General features: G+C 56.6%; 17 protein-coding genes. 10 read left to right on the top strand and 7 right to left on the bottom strand.

Annotated features, from left to right (window positions below; genetic code table 11):
* Positions 1–46 precede the first annotated feature (46 nt).
* Positions 47–769 carry a nitroreductase NfsA gene (gene nfsA, locus ACTJJA_RS02990; protein WP_126543537.1) on the bottom strand — a complete coding sequence of 241 codons (723 nt, stop codon included), beginning with the start codon at positions 767–769 and terminating at the stop codon, positions 47–49.
* Between the two features lie 184 nt (positions 770–953).
* Between nfsA and ACTJJA_RS02985 the strand changes: the two genes are divergently transcribed.
* On the top strand, positions 954–1223 hold the full coding sequence (locus ACTJJA_RS02985; protein WP_010429050.1) for a GrxA family glutaredoxin: 270 nt from the start codon (positions 954–956) through the stop codon (positions 1221–1223).
* Positions 1224–1253: 30 nt separating this feature from the next.
* On the opposite strand, the gene ACTJJA_RS02980 is transcribed toward ACTJJA_RS02985, so the two are convergent.
* Positions 1254–1628: an inner membrane protein YbjM gene (locus tag ACTJJA_RS02980; protein WP_042716356.1), complete on the bottom strand. Its 375-nt coding sequence runs from the start codon at positions 1626–1628 to the stop codon at positions 1254–1256.
* 273 nt (positions 1629–1901) lie between these two features.
* Here ACTJJA_RS02980 and ACTJJA_RS02975 point away from each other — a divergent pair, with 273 nt between their 5' ends.
* Together ACTJJA_RS02975 and arsC are read left to right on the top strand one after the other, a co-directional pair.
* Positions 1902–3587: an aspartate:alanine antiporter gene (locus ACTJJA_RS02975; protein WP_089598996.1), complete on the top strand. Its 1686-nt coding sequence runs from the start codon at positions 1902–1904 to the stop codon at positions 3585–3587.
* A 254-nt stretch (positions 3588–3841) separates the two neighbouring features.
* Positions 3842–4273 (top strand): glutaredoxin-dependent arsenate reductase, encoded by a 432-nt coding sequence (gene arsC / locus ACTJJA_RS02970; RefSeq protein WP_440666101.1) that lies wholly within the window; start codon positions 3842–3844, stop codon positions 4271–4273.
* A gap of 21 nt (positions 4274–4294) precedes the next feature.
* Here the strand turns inward: arsC and ACTJJA_RS02965 are convergent, their stop codons facing one another.
* Complete coding sequence (locus tag ACTJJA_RS02965) at positions 4295–4846, bottom strand: TetR/AcrR family transcriptional regulator (RefSeq protein ID WP_440666099.1); 552 nt, start codon at positions 4844–4846, stop codon at positions 4295–4297.
* 81 nt (positions 4847–4927) lie between these two features.
* Between ACTJJA_RS02965 and ACTJJA_RS02960 the strand changes: the two genes are divergently transcribed.
* Positions 4928–6142, top strand: coding sequence for an MFS transporter (locus ACTJJA_RS02960; protein ID WP_440666097.1), 1215 nt, complete (start codon positions 4928–4930; stop codon positions 6140–6142).
* The gene (locus ACTJJA_RS02955; protein ID WP_440666095.1) at positions 6132–6944 is read left to right on the top strand and encodes a Cof-type HAD-IIB family hydrolase; all 813 of its coding nucleotides are present in this window, start codon (positions 6132–6134) and stop codon (positions 6942–6944) included. Before ACTJJA_RS02960 ends, ACTJJA_RS02955 begins: the two co-directional genes overlap by 11 nt.
* Positions 6945–7004: 60 nt before the next feature.
* Here ACTJJA_RS02955 and ACTJJA_RS02950 read toward each other — a convergent pair whose 3' ends face one another.
* Positions 7005–8237, bottom strand: a complete 1233-nt coding sequence (locus ACTJJA_RS02950) for an MFS transporter (protein WP_010429024.1) — start codon at positions 8235–8237, stop codon at positions 7005–7007.
* Positions 8238–8404: 167 nt separating this feature from the next.
* On the opposite strand from ACTJJA_RS02950, the gene ACTJJA_RS02945 reads away from it, so the two are divergent.
* From ACTJJA_RS02945 to deoR, 3 genes are all read left to right on the top strand, one after another.
* Positions 8405–9133 (top strand): phosphatase PAP2 family protein, encoded by a 729-nt coding sequence (locus ACTJJA_RS02945; RefSeq protein WP_440666093.1) that lies wholly within the window; start codon positions 8405–8407, stop codon positions 9131–9133.
* Between the two features lie 7 nt (positions 9134–9140).
* Complete coding sequence (ybjG, locus tag ACTJJA_RS02940; protein WP_237846589.1) at positions 9141–9749, top strand: undecaprenyl-diphosphate phosphatase; 609 nt, start codon at positions 9141–9143, stop codon at positions 9747–9749.
* Positions 9750–9816: 67 nt separating this feature from the next.
* Entirely contained in the window at positions 9817–10575 is a 759-nt protein-coding gene (gene deoR / locus ACTJJA_RS02935) for a DNA-binding transcriptional repressor DeoR (RefSeq protein ID WP_010429018.1), read from the top strand.
* A 67-nt stretch (positions 10576–10642) separates the two neighbouring features.
* Here the strand turns inward: deoR and dacC are convergent, their stop codons facing one another.
* Positions 10643–11848 carry a serine-type D-Ala-D-Ala carboxypeptidase gene (gene dacC, locus ACTJJA_RS02930; RefSeq protein WP_089599029.1) on the bottom strand — a complete coding sequence of 402 codons (1206 nt, stop codon included), beginning with the start codon at positions 11846–11848 and terminating at the stop codon, positions 10643–10645.
* 242 nt (positions 11849–12090) lie between these two features.
* Here dacC and ACTJJA_RS02925 point away from each other — a divergent pair, with 242 nt between their 5' ends.
* Positions 12091–12717, top strand: coding sequence for a glutathione S-transferase family protein (locus ACTJJA_RS02925; protein ID WP_440666090.1), 627 nt, complete (start codon positions 12091–12093; stop codon positions 12715–12717).
* Here the strand turns inward: ACTJJA_RS02925 and ACTJJA_RS02920 are convergent, their stop codons facing one another.
* Entirely contained in the window at positions 12718–13836 is a 1119-nt protein-coding gene (locus tag ACTJJA_RS02920) for a PQQ-dependent sugar dehydrogenase (protein WP_440666088.1), read from the bottom strand.
* 106 nt (positions 13837–13942) lie between these two features.
* Positions 13943–14326 carry a biofilm formation regulator BssR gene (gene bssR / locus ACTJJA_RS02915; protein WP_108415945.1) on the bottom strand — a complete coding sequence of 128 codons (384 nt, stop codon included), beginning with the start codon at positions 14324–14326 and terminating at the stop codon, positions 13943–13945.
* Positions 14327–14542: 216 nt separating this feature from the next.
* On the opposite strand from bssR, the gene rimO reads away from it, so the two are divergent.
* Positions 14543–15868 (top strand): 30S ribosomal protein S12 methylthiotransferase RimO, encoded by a 1326-nt coding sequence (gene rimO / locus ACTJJA_RS02910; protein WP_126543519.1) that lies wholly within the window; start codon positions 14543–14545, stop codon positions 15866–15868.
* The last annotated feature ends 61 nt before the right edge of the window (positions 15869–15929 follow it).

The raw sequence follows: 15929 nt of genomic DNA, 5'->3' as shown, positions 1-15929 counted from the left end.
CATGGATAAAGCCTGCATATCATACACGAGGCGCAGGAGGAATGGACTACCGCGTCGCCCAGCCCTGTTTATGAAGATAATCGAGAATAAACGGGCGGTTTTCTTTAATGATGGTGCGACGAATATGGTCAGTCCAGGTATCGCGACGGTTATTGCTGCCGCGCGTCATGTAGTAGTTCGCCAGCTCTTCATCATATTGATTCAGGACGTCCTGATTGACCGGCTGGTAGTGGTTTTCATGCACCAGCATCGCCGCAGGAATACGCGGCTTCAGGTCCGGGTTATCCGCAGGCCAGCCGAGACACAGGCCGAACAGCGGCAGCACATGTTTTGGCAGCTTCAGCAGCTCAGTCACGCTTTCGATGTTGTTACGCAGACCGCCGATGTAGACGCCGCCTAACCCCAGCGATTCCGCCGCCGTAAAGGCGTTTTGCGCCATCAGCGCAGTATCCACCACACCCAGCAGCAGCTGTTCGGCCAGCCCCAGTTCGGCTTCAGGGCAGATTTGCAGATGGCGGTTAAAGTCGGCGCAGAACACCCAGAACTCTGCCGCCTGCGCCACATGCTTCTGCCCGCCGGTCAGCGTGACCAGCTGCTCGCGCATGGCCGGGTCGGTGATGCGGATAATCGAACTGCACTGCAGGAAGCTGGAGCTGGAGGTCGCCCTGGCGCTGTCAATAATCGCGGCACGCTGCGCCTCGGTAATCGGCTCATCGGTGAAGTGGCGAATGGAACGGTGGGACTGGAGCAGGTCTATGGTTGGCGTCATCTTCTCTCTCTTTATCTTGCTAAAACCCTATGGCAGCCAGTATAGGCAATGATGTGCACGGTGTAATTGGCGAAACATAGCTCATAGATATTATAGCGACAGGCGAAACCTTCTTTAATGACGGCGGGTTATGGGGCACTATACGTGTCATTCGCCGTCAGGCTTGTTTTTTGAGGAGAGAGAAATGTTTGCAGTAATTTTTGGTCGTCCAGGGTGCCCTTACTGTGTTCGCGCGAAAGAACTGGCTGAGAAACTGACCGAAGAGCGCGATGACTTCAACTTCCGCTACGTGGATATCCACGCGGAAGGCATCACCAAAGCGGATCTCGAAAAAACCGTCGGCAAGCCGGTTGAAACCGTACCGCAGATCTTCCTCGATCAGAAACACATCGGCGGCTGCACTGACTTTGAAGCCTACGCCAAAGAAAACCTGGGCCTGTTTGCCGCTCAGTAATGCGAAGACGCCCTCACCGCGAGGGCGTTTTTATTGCGGATGTTTGCGCCGGTGCAGCAGGCTGCGCACAAACAGATAGCAAAGCGCCCCCAGCGCACACCAGAACACCCCGCTCAGTAACCACGCCAGCTCCTGCCACAGACTTCTTGTCGGGACATACATCAGACGCATCATCAGCAGGCACAGCGGTGCTGCCAACATGGCCCCGAGCAGAGGCTTGATCACCTCTCCTTTACGCGAGAGAAAACTGGCTGCGGCACCCGGCAGGATGAAAAAGAGCAAACCCAGTTCCGGATGGCCGGACGCCCTGAATGCTCCCTTCACATTAAAAGCGAGCGACATGCAAACGACCGTAAACAGCAAAAAGCAGCTGACCACGCCCGCCCAGTTTCGTTTAATGTTCAAACTATCCTCCTGACTTATCTCTATCAAATACAACTTCGTCCAGTGGACGCCCAGTCAGATAAAGCAGTACGGCAATCCTTGCCAAAGCACGCACAGGCTGATGCGATAATAGGTGGCTGTTGGTAGCTAATACGATTAAACTAACCGCCAGCGCATGTTTTAGGGAATTTATTAGGAAGCAGGGAGTCGTGAAGTCTTTCCCTGGCCCTAAAAACAGTAGCCCAAATAGTCCTTTCATTCAACAACTTACTGGTAAACAAGAAGTTAGCCTCCGTGAATATAAACGTCGCAGACTTGTTAAATGGGAATTACATCCTGTTATTATTTGTGGTACTGGCGTTGGGCCTTTGCCTGGGTAAATTGCGCCTGGGTTCAGTTCAACTGGGTAATTCCATTGGCGTTTTGGTCGTCTCTTTATTATTAGGTCAGCAGCATTTCAGTATTAACACGGATGCGCTTAATTTAGGCTTCATGCTGTTTATTTTTTGTGTCGGCGTGGAAGCAGGGCCGAACTTTTTTTCAATTTTCTTCCGCGACGGCAAAAATTACCTGATGCTGGCGCTGGTGATGGTCGGCAGCGCGCTGCTGATTGCGTTAGGACTGGGCAAACTGTTTGGCTGGGATATCGGGTTAACGGCCGGTATGCTGGCAGGCTCCATGACATCCACCCCGGTGCTGGTGGGTGCGGGTGATACCCTGCGTCATTCCGGCATGCAGGGCGCACAGCTTTCCACCGCGCTCGACCACCTGAGTCTGGGCTATGCATTGACTTACCTTATTGGTCTGGTGAGCCTGATCGTGGGCGCGCGCTACCTGCCAAAGCTGCAGCACCAGGATCTGCAGACCAGCGCACAGACAATTGCTCGCGAGCGCGGTCTGGACACGGATACCAAGCGTAAAGTCTATCTTCCTGTGATCCGCGCCTATCGCGTCGGGCCGGAGCTGGTGGCCTGGACCGACGGCAAAAACCTGCGCGAGCTGGGCATTTATCGCCAGACGGGCTGTTACATCGAACGTATTCGACGCAACGGCATTCTGGCAAACCCGGACGGCGACGCGGTGCTGCAGATGGGCGACGACATCGCGCTGGTGGGTTACCCGGACGCCCATGCCCGTCTCGATCCGAGCTTCCGCAACGGTAAAGAGGTGTTCGACCGTGACCTGCTCGACATGCGTATCGTCACCGAAGAGATCGTGGTGAAAAACCATAACGCCGTGGGCCGCCGTCTGGCGCAGCTGAAGCTGACCGACCACGGCTGCTTCCTCAACCGCGTGATCCGCAGCCAGATTGAGATGCCCATCGACGACAACGTCGTGCTCAACAAAGGTGACGTTTTGCAGGTGAGCGGCGACGCACGACGCGTGAAAACCGTTGCTGACCGTATCGGCTTTATCTCCATTCACAGCCAGGTCACCGACCTGCTGGCCTTCTGCGCCTTCTTCATTGTCGGCCTGATGATCGGGATGATCACCTTCCAGTTCAGCAACTTTAGCTTCGGCATCGGTAACGCCGCCGGGCTGCTGTTTGCCGGGATCATGCTGGGCTTCCTGCGAGCGAACCACCCAACCTTCGGCTACATTCCGCAGGGCGCGCTGAACATGGTGAAAGAGTTCGGTCTGATGGTCTTTATGGCGGGCGTTGGCTTGAGCGCCGGTAGCGGCATCGGCCACAGCCTGGGGGCCGTCGGCTGGCAAATGTTGGTTTCCGGACTTATCGTCAGCCTGGTGCCGGTCGTTATCTGTTTCCTGTTCGGCGCCTACGTGCTGCGCATGAACCGCGCCCTGCTCTTCGGGGCAATGATGGGTGCACGTACCTGTGCGCCAGCCATGGAAATCATCAGCGATACCGCGCGCAGCAACATCCCGGCGCTGGGGTATGCGGGCACCTATGCTATCGCTAACGTGCTGCTCACGCTGGCGGGTACGCTGATCATTATCATCTGGCCAGGACTCGGATAAGTCTCAAGTTTGCGCGTGGTGAAAATTATTTTCGTTACGCGCAGAACTTTTTTATCAGGGGGCAGTCATAACTATTGCCACTGCTTTTCTTTGATGTCCCCAATTTGTGGAGCCCATCAACCCCGCCGTTTTGGTTCAAGGTTGATGGGTTTTTTGTTGCCTGAAATTGATAAACTAGCCATTACACAACGACATGCAGCATTAATACTCCGTCAATACTTCGTCTCTCCCTGACACTGTAATGAGCCACTGATATGAGCCACATCACTATCTACCATAACCCCGCCTGCGGCACGTCGCGCAACACGCTGGAGATGATCCGCAACAGCGGCACGGAGCCAGAGATTATCCTCTATCTGGAAACCCCACCGTCGCGCGATAAGCTGACCACACTGATTGCCGATATGGGCATTTCAGTGCGGCATCTGCTGCGTAAAAACGTGGAGCCCTATGAGCAGCTTGGCCTTGCCGAAGCTAACTTCACCGACGAGCAGCTTATCGATTGTATGCTGAAACACCCAATCCTGATTAACCGCCCGATCGTGGTAACGCCGCTCGGCACGCGACTGTGCCGCCCGTCTGAAGTTGTCCTCGACATCCTGCCGGACGCGCAAAAAGGGGCGTTTACGAAAGAGGATGGCGAAGCCGTCGTGGACGCCAGCGGGAAACCCATCGGCCGCAAGTAGGTCTGGCTGGAGCGAGGGGGCCTAACGAGCGCTCTCGCCCGCGATCCTGCCCACCATCGCGCGGATCTCGTCCCGGCTTAACGGCTTGCGGTCGGTGACAAAATGCAGCGTCATCCCTTCAATAAACGCATCCAGCGCGCGGGTGGTGACCGGGTCGAACCACTGCTCCAGCGTATCCTGGCTCATCTTCATCCACTCCTGCATCACCGTTTTAAGGGCCGCACTGCGGTGCATAAAAGCGTAGAGCTGATACATCAGCGCCATGTTGTGCGGCGTGGTCACCTGCGAGCTGTGGATCAGCGTAGTGATGGACTCACACGCCATTTCCGGTCCTGTGACGCCCGCAAAGAAATCCCGGTACTGCTGCGACATCTGCCGGGTAAACCACGTAAAAGCCTCTTCCAGCAGCGATTCCATACCGTCAAAATAGTAGGTCATCGACCCCAGCGGTACGCCCGCGCAGGAGGCGATTTTACGGTGCGTGACGGCGTGAATACCGTGCTCAGCGATGGTGTCCAGCGTCGCCTGGAGTATTTTTTCCCGGCGGTGCGGATCGTTGGGTGGTCTGCTCATAAATTCCTCATCCGGTTTGTGTACAAATGTACACAAACTTGCTAGTGTTGTCGCTATTGTTGTACTTCTGGTGCTACCCCAATGACGCTGACCTCTCCCCGTAAGGCCCTGCAATTACGCATGTGGGCGCTGTTTATGTTCTTCTTTATTCCCGGGCTGCTGATGGCCTCCTGGGCCACGCGCACCCCGGCGATCCGCGATATTTTGTCTGTCTCTACCGCCGAGATGGGCATCGTGCTGTTCGGCCTGTCGATAGGCTCCATGAGCGGCATTCTCTGCTCCGCGTGGCTGGTTAAACGCTTTGGCACGCGGTCGGTGATCCGCACCACCATGTGCTGCGCGGTGTTCGGGATGATGGTGCTGAGCGTAGCGCTGTGGTTTGCCTCGCCGGTCCTGTTTGCCCTGGGGCTGACGGTCTTTGGCGGCAGCTTCGGCGCGGCGGAAGTGGCGATTAACGTCGAAGGGGCATCTGTCGAGCGTGAGATGAACAAAACCGTGCTGCCGATGATGCATGGCTTTTACAGCCTCGGCACGCTGGCGGGGGCGGGCGTGGGGATGGCGCTGACGGCGTTTGGCATGGCGGCCAATCTGCATATTTTACTGGCGGCGCTGGTGTGCATTATTCCGATCCTGACGGGCATCCGGGCGATCCCGGACGGCACCGGTAAGAACTCCGCTGGCGAACAGCACTCGGCCGAAAAAGGGCTGCCCTTCTACCGCGACTTCCAGCTGATGCTGATCGGCGTGGTGGTGCTGGCAATGGCGTTCGCGGAAGGCTCCGCCAACGACTGGCTACCGCTGCTGATGGTGGACGGTCACGGCTTTAGCCCGACCTCCGGCTCGCTGATTTACGCCGGGTTTACGCTGGGGATGACCGTCGGACGCTTCACCGGCGGCTGGTTTATCGACCGCTACAGCCGCGTGGCGGTGGTGCGCGCCAGCGCCCTGCTCGGCGGATTAGGCATCGCGATGATCATCTTTGTGGACGTGGACTGGATTGCAGGCGTTTCCGTGATCCTGTGGGGACTGGGGGCATCACTTGGCTTCCCGCTGACCATTTCCGCAGCCAGCGACACCGGCCCGGATGCGCCAACGCGCGTCAGCGTAGTGGCGACCACCGGTTACCTCGCCTTCCTGGTCGGGCCGCCGCTGCTCGGCTTCCTCGGGGAGCACTACGGCCTGCGCAGCGCCATGCTGGTGGTTTTAGGGTTAGTCATTATCGCGGCGCTGGTGGCGCGCGCGGTGGCAAAGCCGGAAGCAGAACAAACGACACTGGAGAAGGGATATGAGCGTTAAACTGATTGCAGTCGACATGGATGGCACCTTCCTGAGTGATGCGAAGACGTACAACCGCGCGCGTTTTCTGGCGCAGTACGCGCGCATGAAGGCGCAAGGCATTCGTTTTGTGGTCGCCAGCGGCAACCAATACTACCAGCTGATCTCCTTTTTCCCGGAGATCGCGCATGAGATTGCGTTTGTCGCCGAAAACGGCGGCTGGGTCGTGAGCGAAGGTGAAGATGTCTTTAACGGTGAACTGTCGAAAGCCCATTTCGACACCGTCGCGAACGTGTTAAATGACGTTCCGGGCATTGAGATTATCGCCTGCGGCAAAGGTAGCGCCTACACTCTCAAAGCCTATGACGATGCCTTCATCGATATGGCCTCAAAATATTATCACCGCCTCGAAAGGGTCAGTGATTTCGATAACCTGAACGATATTTTCTTCAAGTTTGGGCTTAACGTTTCCGATGATGAAATTCCGCGTATTCAGGCGCTGCTGCATGAAAGACTGGGCGATATTATGGTGCCCGTCACCACCGGTCACGGCAGTATCGACCTGATAATCCCCGGCGTGCACAAAGCTAACGGTTTGCGCATTTTGCAGGCGCGATGGGGCATAGAGAACAGCGACGTGGTGGCCTTTGGCGACAGCGGTAACGACGTAGAAATGTTGCGCCAGTCAGGGTTTAGCTTTGCGATGGCCAATGCCAGACCGCATATTAAAGCGGTGGCGCGTTTTGAAGCGCCGCATAATAACGACGAAGGCGTACTGGATGTGATTGAGAAGGTGTTGAACGGGGAGGCACCGTTTAATTGACCGCGTGCGGTCTGGTGCCCTCACCCTAACCCTCTCCCACAGGGAGAGGGAATAAACAGATCAAGGTTGCAGGGCGCTGCCGATGCGTTTGTCTTTCAGGAACACCACCATTAATCCCACCCACAGCACGCCGTTGGCAAGGTTGAACAGGCTGAACAGCCCGTTGCCGCCAAACGCGTAAGCGTGCTTGCTCACCTCAATTCCGACGGTAAAAATCAACATCTGCAGCATGCCCATCGCGGCGGACACCGTGCCTTTACTCATTTCGCTGGCAAACAGCGTCAGGCGCACCAGTCCGGCATTCGCCACGCCAATACCAAAAGCATAGACGCTCAGCCCCGCGGTCATCCACAGGTAGGCGTGGGAAGAGGCCACCGTAGCGACCGCGGCCATGACCAACCCTGCCGCAATCGGCCAGCCACCCATAATAATCAGCGAGCGAACGGTGCGGCGCGACGTCAGACGTGCCAGCACGAGGTTACCGGCGATCAGCGCGCCAAAGATCGGCACCTGCAGCAAACCGTACTCGTAACTGCTGAGCTTCTCACCGCTGATGATAATGACCGGCGACTGCGCAATCCACGCCAGCAACGGCAGGCTGACAAAGCCCGTCGCCAGCGCACCCGCGACAAAGCGGCCATTTTTCAATACCTCTTTGTAGTCGCGTCCCAGCTCTTTCAGGGAGAGCTTTTCACCCAGACGCGTAGCCGTTTCCGGCATCGCACGGTGCAGACCAAAGAAGGAGATGGCAGCAAGGGCGGCGAAGAGTATGAACATCCCCTCCCACGGCGCAACGTGTACCCAGGCTGCGCCCACCAGCGGTCCCAGCAGCGGCGCAATCAGCGCCACGTTCGCCATCAGCGCGGTGATTTTGATACACACCGCCTCTTCAAACGACTCCTGAATAGCGGCATACCCCACGGCACCGATGAAGCACAGGCTCACCCCCTGCAGGAAACGCAGCAGGGTAAATTGTTCAATGTTTTGCGCCAGCAGCGTGGCAAGACAGGTGACGATAAACCACACCACGCCGGTCAGCATCACCGGACGACGACCAATACGGTCCGACAGCGGCCCTAACAGCCACTGTAAAAACATGCCGCCCGCCAGATAGGCGGTCATGGAGGTCGGCACCCACTCGATACCCGCGTTGTACTGTTCTACCACGGCCAGCATACCGGGCTGGATCATATCGTTGCCGATATAGGTAGAGAATTCGTAGAGCACCAGACACAGAGGGAAAAGTAACGCCTGACGTCCCAGACGATTACCGGAAGAAGAACGGTTTAACATGCAATCTCTTTATGATGAAAAAATCGCGATGAGTGTAATGAATTGCCGCAGCCCGAGATAGCAAATTATCGATAGTAAACAGAAATAAAGCACTTATCGTCGTTGTTTAAGGTTTCCTTAAGTTGACAGATTTATGATAGCCCTATTTCACGTCACTGACCCCAATTATGCCATACACCTTCAGCGCTTCAGAATTGTCTAAGTTACCGACAAATAAGACAAAACAACTTTACCGTTTACCCGCACACTTTTATGGTTATCAGCTTTTCGTGCTGATTGTCCTCGCCGTCCTGTTTACCTGGCTTTCACGCGACGAAACGCTCGACAGATGGATCACCGGTTTCTGGTATAACGCAGCGACGCGCCATTTTCCGTTGCAGCAAAACCCGATGCTGGACCTGCTCAACCATCGGCTGGCGAAGTACGTCTCTATCGCCCTGGCTGCGGTTGCGCTGATTTACGGTGTCGTCAAGCGCAATGCCCGACTCCTCACGGCTGCGCTTCTGATGGGGCTGGGTGCACTGGTTGTCGGCGTGCTGAAAAGCATTAGCCACCATAGCTGTCCGTGGGATCTGGTGGAGTATGGCGGGAAGGCGGTTTCTTACCCCCTGTTTAGCGCGGTACCGGCAGACAGCGGGCCGGGCCGTTGCTTCCCGGGCGGCCACTCGTCAAGCGGCTTTATGGTGATGGGGCTGTTTTTTGCCTTCTGGCGCGAACGTCCACGTCTGGCCTGGAGTTTCGTCGTACTGGGTGCGGTATTGGGTCTGGCCATGGGCTACGGTCAGGTCATGCGCGGGGCGCATTTTTTCTCTCACAACCTGTGGGCTGGGTGGTGGGTCTGGTTTTCCCAGGTGGTGGTCTATGGCCTTGTTTCCGCCTGGTTTGCGAAAGAGTGACGACATTATGTTAGAGAATCTGAACTACGGACTGTTTTATTTCATCAACGCCACGCCAGCCTCGCCGGAATGGATGATTGATTTCGCCACCTTTGTTGCCAGAGATGTGATCTCGATTGTGCCTGTACTGGCCGTTGTTCTCTGGCTGTGGGGTCCGCGTAAAGAGGTCACTGCACAGCGCCAGCTGGTGATCAAAGTGGCGATGGCCATCGGTGTCAGCGTAGTGACCAGCTATCTGCTGGGACATGCCTTCCCCCACGACCGTCCGTTCGTCGATCACGTTGGCTATAATTTCCTGCACCACGCGCCTGACGACTCCTTCCCAAGCGATCATGGCACCGTGATTTTCACCTTCGCTCTGGCATTCCTGTTCTGGCATCGCCTGTGGTCTGGCGCAGTGCTGATGGGTATCGCGCTGGCCATCGCCTGGTCCCGCGTTTATCTGGGCGTTCACTGGCCGCTGGATATGGTGGGCGGGTTCCTGGTGGGGCTGATCGGCTGCGTGAGCGCGGCGATCCTGTGGAGCCTCTTTGGCCCGGCGCTTTACCGCGGGCTGTCTCAGCTGTATCGCGTGCTGTTTGCCCTCCCGATCCGCAAAGGCTGGATACGTGACTAATCCCGTTCCGACAGGTTACACTTGAACCCGCGCCCTGCGGGGGTTCACTTTTTCATCCTGAGGATCTATGGAAACACGACGCGATGACCGCATTGCTCAGCTGCTCCAGGCGCTGAAGCGCAGTGATAAACTGCACCTCAAGGAAGCCGCCACGCTGCTCGGCGTCTCTGAGATGACCATTCGTCGGGATCTTAACAGCGACAGCGCCCCCGTTGTGCTGCTGGGCGGATACATCGTCCTCGAGCCGCGTAGCGCCAGCCATTACCTGATCAGCGATCAAAAAACGCGTCTGGTGGAAGAGAAGCGCAAAGCGGCACGGCTCGCGGCCTCCCTGGTGCAGCCGCATCAAACCCTGTTTTTTGACTGCGGGACCACCACGCCGTGGATCATCGAAGCCATCGACAGCAGCCTCCCGTTTACCGCCGTCTGTTACTCATTGAACACCTTTCTGGCGCTGCAGGAGAAACCCGAATGCCGGGTGATCCTCTGCGGCGGTGAGTTCCACGCTAGCAACGCCATCTTTAAGCCGCTGAACCTGCAGGACACGTTGAGTAACTTATGCCCGGATATCGCGTTTTATTCTGCGGCGGGCGTGAACGTGCGTCAGGGCGCGACCTGCTTTAACCTGGAAGAGTTACCCGTGAAGCACTGGGCGTTAAATGCCGCGCAGTATCATGTGCTGGTGGTGGACCACAGCAAGTTTGGCAAGGTGCGTCCGGCAAGAATGGGCGAGCTGGCGCAGTTTGACGCTATTGTGAGCGATTGCCGCCCGGATGACGAGATTGTGGCCCATGCGAAGGCGCAGCAGGTGAAGTTGATGTATTGAGAGGGGTGCGGCCTGATGCCCTCACCCCGGCCCTCTCCCACAGGGAGAGGGAGAAAACCCATAAGGTTTAGCTAAACCAGCTGCCAAACCACCCGTGGAATTTCATCAGTACGAAATCCCACATCCGGCTGAAGAATCCGCCCTCTTCTACTGCTTCCATCACAATCAGCGGACGCTGTTCAATCGACTTGCCGTTAAGCTGGAAATCAATCGTCCCGACGACCTGGCCTTTTTTCAGCGGAGCCGTGAGCTGCGGGTCGGTCAGGGTGAAGCTGGCTTTCAGGTTTTTCAGCTGACCGCGCGGAATAGTCACCGAGCCGGCCTCACCCGCGCCCAGATTCACCTCGCTCTTATCGCCAAACCAGACGCGCTGGCTGACGAACGTGGCATCCGGTTTAATCGGCGTCACGGTTTCAAAGAAGCGGAAGCCCCACGTCAGGAGTTTTTCTGATTCGTTAAAGCGAATTCGATCGGTTTTGGTGCCCAGCACCACCGAAATCAGGCGCATATCGCCCTGGGTAGCGGACGCGACCAGGTTATAACCCGCGCCCGCCGTGGTGCCGGTCTTCATCCCGTCCACGTTGACGTTGCTGCTCCACAACAGACGGTTGCGGTTCTGCTGACGGATCTTATTGAAGGTAAACTCTTTCTCTTTGTGGATCGCGTATTCGTCCGGTACGTCGTGGATCAGCGCTTTCCCCAGCAGCGCCATGTCACGCGCGGTACTGAACTGCCCCGGCGCATCGAGACCGTGGACCGTTTTAAAGGTGGTGTTGGTCAGGCCCAGTTTTTGCGCATAGCCATTCATCAAACCAATGAACGAATCCTGGCTGCCCGCGACGTAATCGGCCAGCGCGATACACGCATCATTTCCCGACTGAATGATCACACCTTTATTCAGATCGGAAACGGAGACCTGATCCCCAGGCTTAAGGAACATCACCGACGAGCCCCGCAGCGCCGGGTTACCGGTCGCCCAGGCGTCTTTCCCGACGGTGACCATATCATCAAGCTTAATTTTGCCTGCTTTCAGCGCCTGACCCACCACGTAGCTGGTCATGATTTTGGTCAGGCTGGCCGGGTCGAGTTTCTCGTCGGCATTCCCTTCCGCCAGCACTTTACCGCTGGCGTAGTCCATTAAGATCCAGGCGCGGGCATCCACCGGTGGCGCTTCGGGCGCCGCCTGTTCCGCCGCGTAGAGCGTTGGGGCAAAAAGGAAGAGGAGCGCAGAGCCTGCCGCCAGGCTGCGCAGAGAAGTCAGTTTTCGCGTCATAAATGCCACCCGAGTGTCCATTCAAAAAATTACGTCACATCACCGTGTCGCAAGAAGCGATGAGTAATAGCGCACTAAAACGGTTAAAGAAACCCAACCAGGGTAAAGTTATTAAAGTTTATGCAATAACATTCATTTACGCTTTGATTCAGGCGATTTTTTTGTCTTCTGTTGCGTAATTGTTAGGTTTATCTCACCATGGCGAAAAGCTGACTCGGATTCACATCTCATCGGGAGTAAATATGATTACGCTGTGGGGCAGGAACAACTCAACCAACGTGAAGAAAGTGCTCTGGACGCTGGAGGAACTGGATTTACCGTTTAATCAAATCATGGCCGGCATGTCGTTCGGCGTGAACAAAGAGGCCGACTACCTGGCGATGAACCCGAACGGGCTGGTGCCGCTGCTGCGCGACGATGAGACCGATGCCACGCTGTGGGAGTCCAACACCATTGTCCGTTACCTTGCCGCGCAGTACGGTCAGGGCCGTCTGTGGGTAGAGAGCCCGACCCAGCGTGCTCAGGGTGAAAAGTGGATGGACTGGGCAAACCAGACGCTCTCTCCCACTCACCGCGTGATCCTGATGGGGCTTATCCGCACGCCGGAAACCGAACGTGACTATCCCGCCATTCATGCAGCCCAGGACACCTGTGAGACCCTGTTTGCGATGATTGACGACGAGCTGGCGAAGCACAAATGGTTCTCAGGCGACGCGTTCGGCGTGGGCGATATTGCGGTTGCACCATTCGTCTGGAATCTGACCAATATGGGTCTGAAATGGACGCCGCGCCCTCACCTCGACCGCTGGCTTCAGCAGCTCAGCGAGCGCCCGGCGTACCGTAACGCGGTGATGATCCCGGTTACCTGATTACGTGCCGGACGGGCTGACTTTCAACAGCTGCCCGTCCGTCTCGTCGGTCAGGACATATAAATAGCCGTCCGGCCCAACCCGCACATCGCGAATACGCCGATCTTTATCACCCAGAATACGCCCGTCTTCCGTCACCTTATTGCCGTCGACGCTCAGCACGATGACGTCTTTCTCCTTCAGCGCGCCGATAAACAGTTTGTTTTTCCACTGCGGGAAGACGTCGCTGTTGTAAAACGCCATGCCGCTCACCGCCGGGGAAACCTTCCAGACAAACAGCGGTTTTTCCGTTCCCTCCGCGTGCTCGCCTTTGGCTTCCGGAATTTTCAGGCCGCTGTAGTTGATGCCGTGGGTCGCCAGCGGCCAGCCGTAATTCTTCCCTTTTTCCGGGATGTTGATTTCATCCCCGCCGCGCGGGCCGTGCTCGTTAAGCCACAGCGTGTCGCTCCACGGGTTCATCGCCATCCCCTGCGGGTTACGAATGCCGTAGGACCAGATTTCAGGCCGCGCGCCGGAGGTATTCACAAACGGGTTATCCGGCGGCACCTTTCCGTCCTCCGTCAGGCGCACCACTTTGCCCTGAAGCTTGTCCAGGTCCTGCGCCGTCGGGCGCTGGTTATTCTCGCCAAGGGCAATAAACAGATAGCCTTTACCGTCGAACACCAGCCGACCGCCGAAATGGTTCCCGGTGGAGAGTTTCGGCATCTGGCGGAACACTACCTGGAAGGCTTCAATGCGCGACAGATCGTCGCTCAGCCGACCGTAGCCCACCGCCGTTCCCGCTTTCCCGTCATTGCCCACTTCGGCATAGCTCAGCCAGATGCGTCGCGATTGTTCAAAATCAGGTGCCAGCACCACGTCCAGCAAACCGCCCTGGCCGTTTGCCCACACCCTGGGCACGCCGACAATCGGGTCAGACAACCCTTTCCCGGCCTGCCAGTGTTTCAGCTGGCCGGCTCTGAGCGTGATGAGCACGCCTTTATTGTCCGGCAAAAAGGCCATTGACCAGGGGTGATCGAGTCGGTTCTGCAACACCTCGACCTTTACCGCGTCAGGGGCAGCGAGGAGAGAAAAAGGGAAAAATAACGCAGGCAGTAAAATCAGCGAGGATCGATGCATAACGCGCTCCTTTATCGGCATATGGCATAAAGATTAGCCACAACGTTCGGCCGCGTTACCACTTTTACAAAAGCTTAATCAGAAGGGGGAGTCGCCTCCCCCGGGCTCAGTGCTGGGCAAGCTTCGCGTGCTCGTTCAGACACATGATGCAAAGAGAGAGCGTTGTCAGGCAGTTTTCAAGCTTCTCCGCGTTAACAGCGATAAAATTAGGGCAGTCGTGGCGTCCGTTCATCAAACATACCCCTGCAATGGAGAGCACCTCAGCGGCGCGGCGCAGCGCCATCAGCTCGCTTTCGTCGTATTCCGCTTTCAGGGTCGGTGCTTTTTCACGCATGAAATTGCAAAGTTCAAACAGATTATCACGCAGATGTTCGCTTTCGCTGACTGACATATAGCCTTTTGCCTTCCTGAGCTGCAGATACGCGGCCAGGTCGATTCGGGCGTTGATCAGCTTGTTAAGCAGATCGCGTTTCAGTCTGTCAACGGACATGCTATTTCCTCCTCTGTCAGTCATGTTGCACATTCAGAATAAGGTCATTTTTTGTACAATTTAATGCCTGAGATCAATAATTCTTAACTGATTAACATTCTTTACAATGTTACAACCTTTACTCACCGCATCCGCCATGCAAAGAATGTATAAATCCCCCGCGATACGCTGTAAAATCCCGCCCTGATAACTCCATAATTGATGAATTTTTAACCTATGAGCAATGTTACGCACCAGCCGAAAATCGGCTTCGTCTCCCTCGGCTGCCCGAAAAACCTGGTGGATTCCGAACGCATCCTGACCGAACTTCGTACCGAAGGCTATGACGTGGTGCCAAGCTACGACAATGCCGACATGGTGATCGTCAACACCTGCGGCTTTATCGACAGTGCGGTTCAGGAGTCTCTGGAAGCCATCGGTGAAGCCCTGACAGAAAACGGCAAAGTGATTGTCACCGGCTGCCTGGGCGCGAAAGTGGATCAGATCCGCGAAGTGCATCCGAAGGTGCTGGAGATCACCGGCCCACACAGCTACGAGCAGGTGCTGGAACATGTTCATCACTACGTGCCAAAACCCAAGCACAACCCGTTCCTGAGCCTGGTGCCGGAACAAGGCGTGAAGCTGACGCCGCGCCACTACGCGTACCTGAAAATTTCCGAAGGCTGCAACCATCGCTGCACCTTCTGCATCATCCCGTCCATGCGTGGCGATCTGGTGAGCCGTCCAATCGGTGAAGTGCTGGCGGAAGCCAAACGTCTGGCCGACGCGGGCGTGAAGGAGCTGCTGGTCATCTCCCAGGACACCTCGGCCTACGGCGTGGACGTGAAACACCGCTCCGGTTTCCACAACGGCGAGCCGGTGAAAACCAGCATGGTCGGCCTGTGCGAGCAGCTTGCGAAGCTCGGTATCTGGACGCGTCTGCACTACGTCTACCCGTACCCGCACGTTGACGATGTGATCCCGCTGATGGCGGAAGGCAAAATTCTGCCGTACCTGGATATCCCGCTGCAGCACGCCAGCCCGCGTATTCTGAAGCTGATGAAGCGTCCTGGCTCCGTTGACCGCCAGCTGGCGCGCATCAAGCAGTGGCGTGAAATCTGTCCGGATCTGACCCTGCGCTCCACCTTCATCGTCGGGTTCCCGGGTGAAACCGAAGAAGATTTCCAGATGCTGCTCGACTTCCTGAAAGAAGCCCGTCTGGACCGCGTTGGCTGCTTCAAGTACAGCCCGGTAGAGGGCGCAACCGCCAACGAGCTGGCGGACCAGGTACCGGAAGAGGTGAAAGAAGAGCGCTGGAATCGCTTCATGCAGCTGCAACAGCAGATCTCTGCTGAGCGTCTGCAGGAAAAAGTGGGCCGCGAAATTCTGGTGATTATCGACGAAGTTGACGAAGAGGGCGCGATTGGCCGCAGCATGGCGGATGCCCCTGAAATCGACGGCGCGGTGTACCTGAACGGCGAAACCAGCGTTAAGCCGGGTGATATTATTCGCGTGAAGGTTGAAAACGCAGACGAGTATGACCTGTGGGGTAGCCGGGTTTAATCTTTAACCCCTCACCCCGGCCCTCTCCCCAAAGGGGCGAGGGGGAACAGACCGCACAGAG

It is taken from the genome of Enterobacter sp. 22452, assembly GCF_052045065.1.
Classification (GTDB): domain Bacteria; phylum Pseudomonadota; class Gammaproteobacteria; order Enterobacterales; family Enterobacteriaceae; genus Enterobacter; species Enterobacter mori.
The sequence above is the reverse complement of the archived record's forward strand: the minus strand, read 5'-3'. Positions and strand labels throughout refer to the sequence as shown.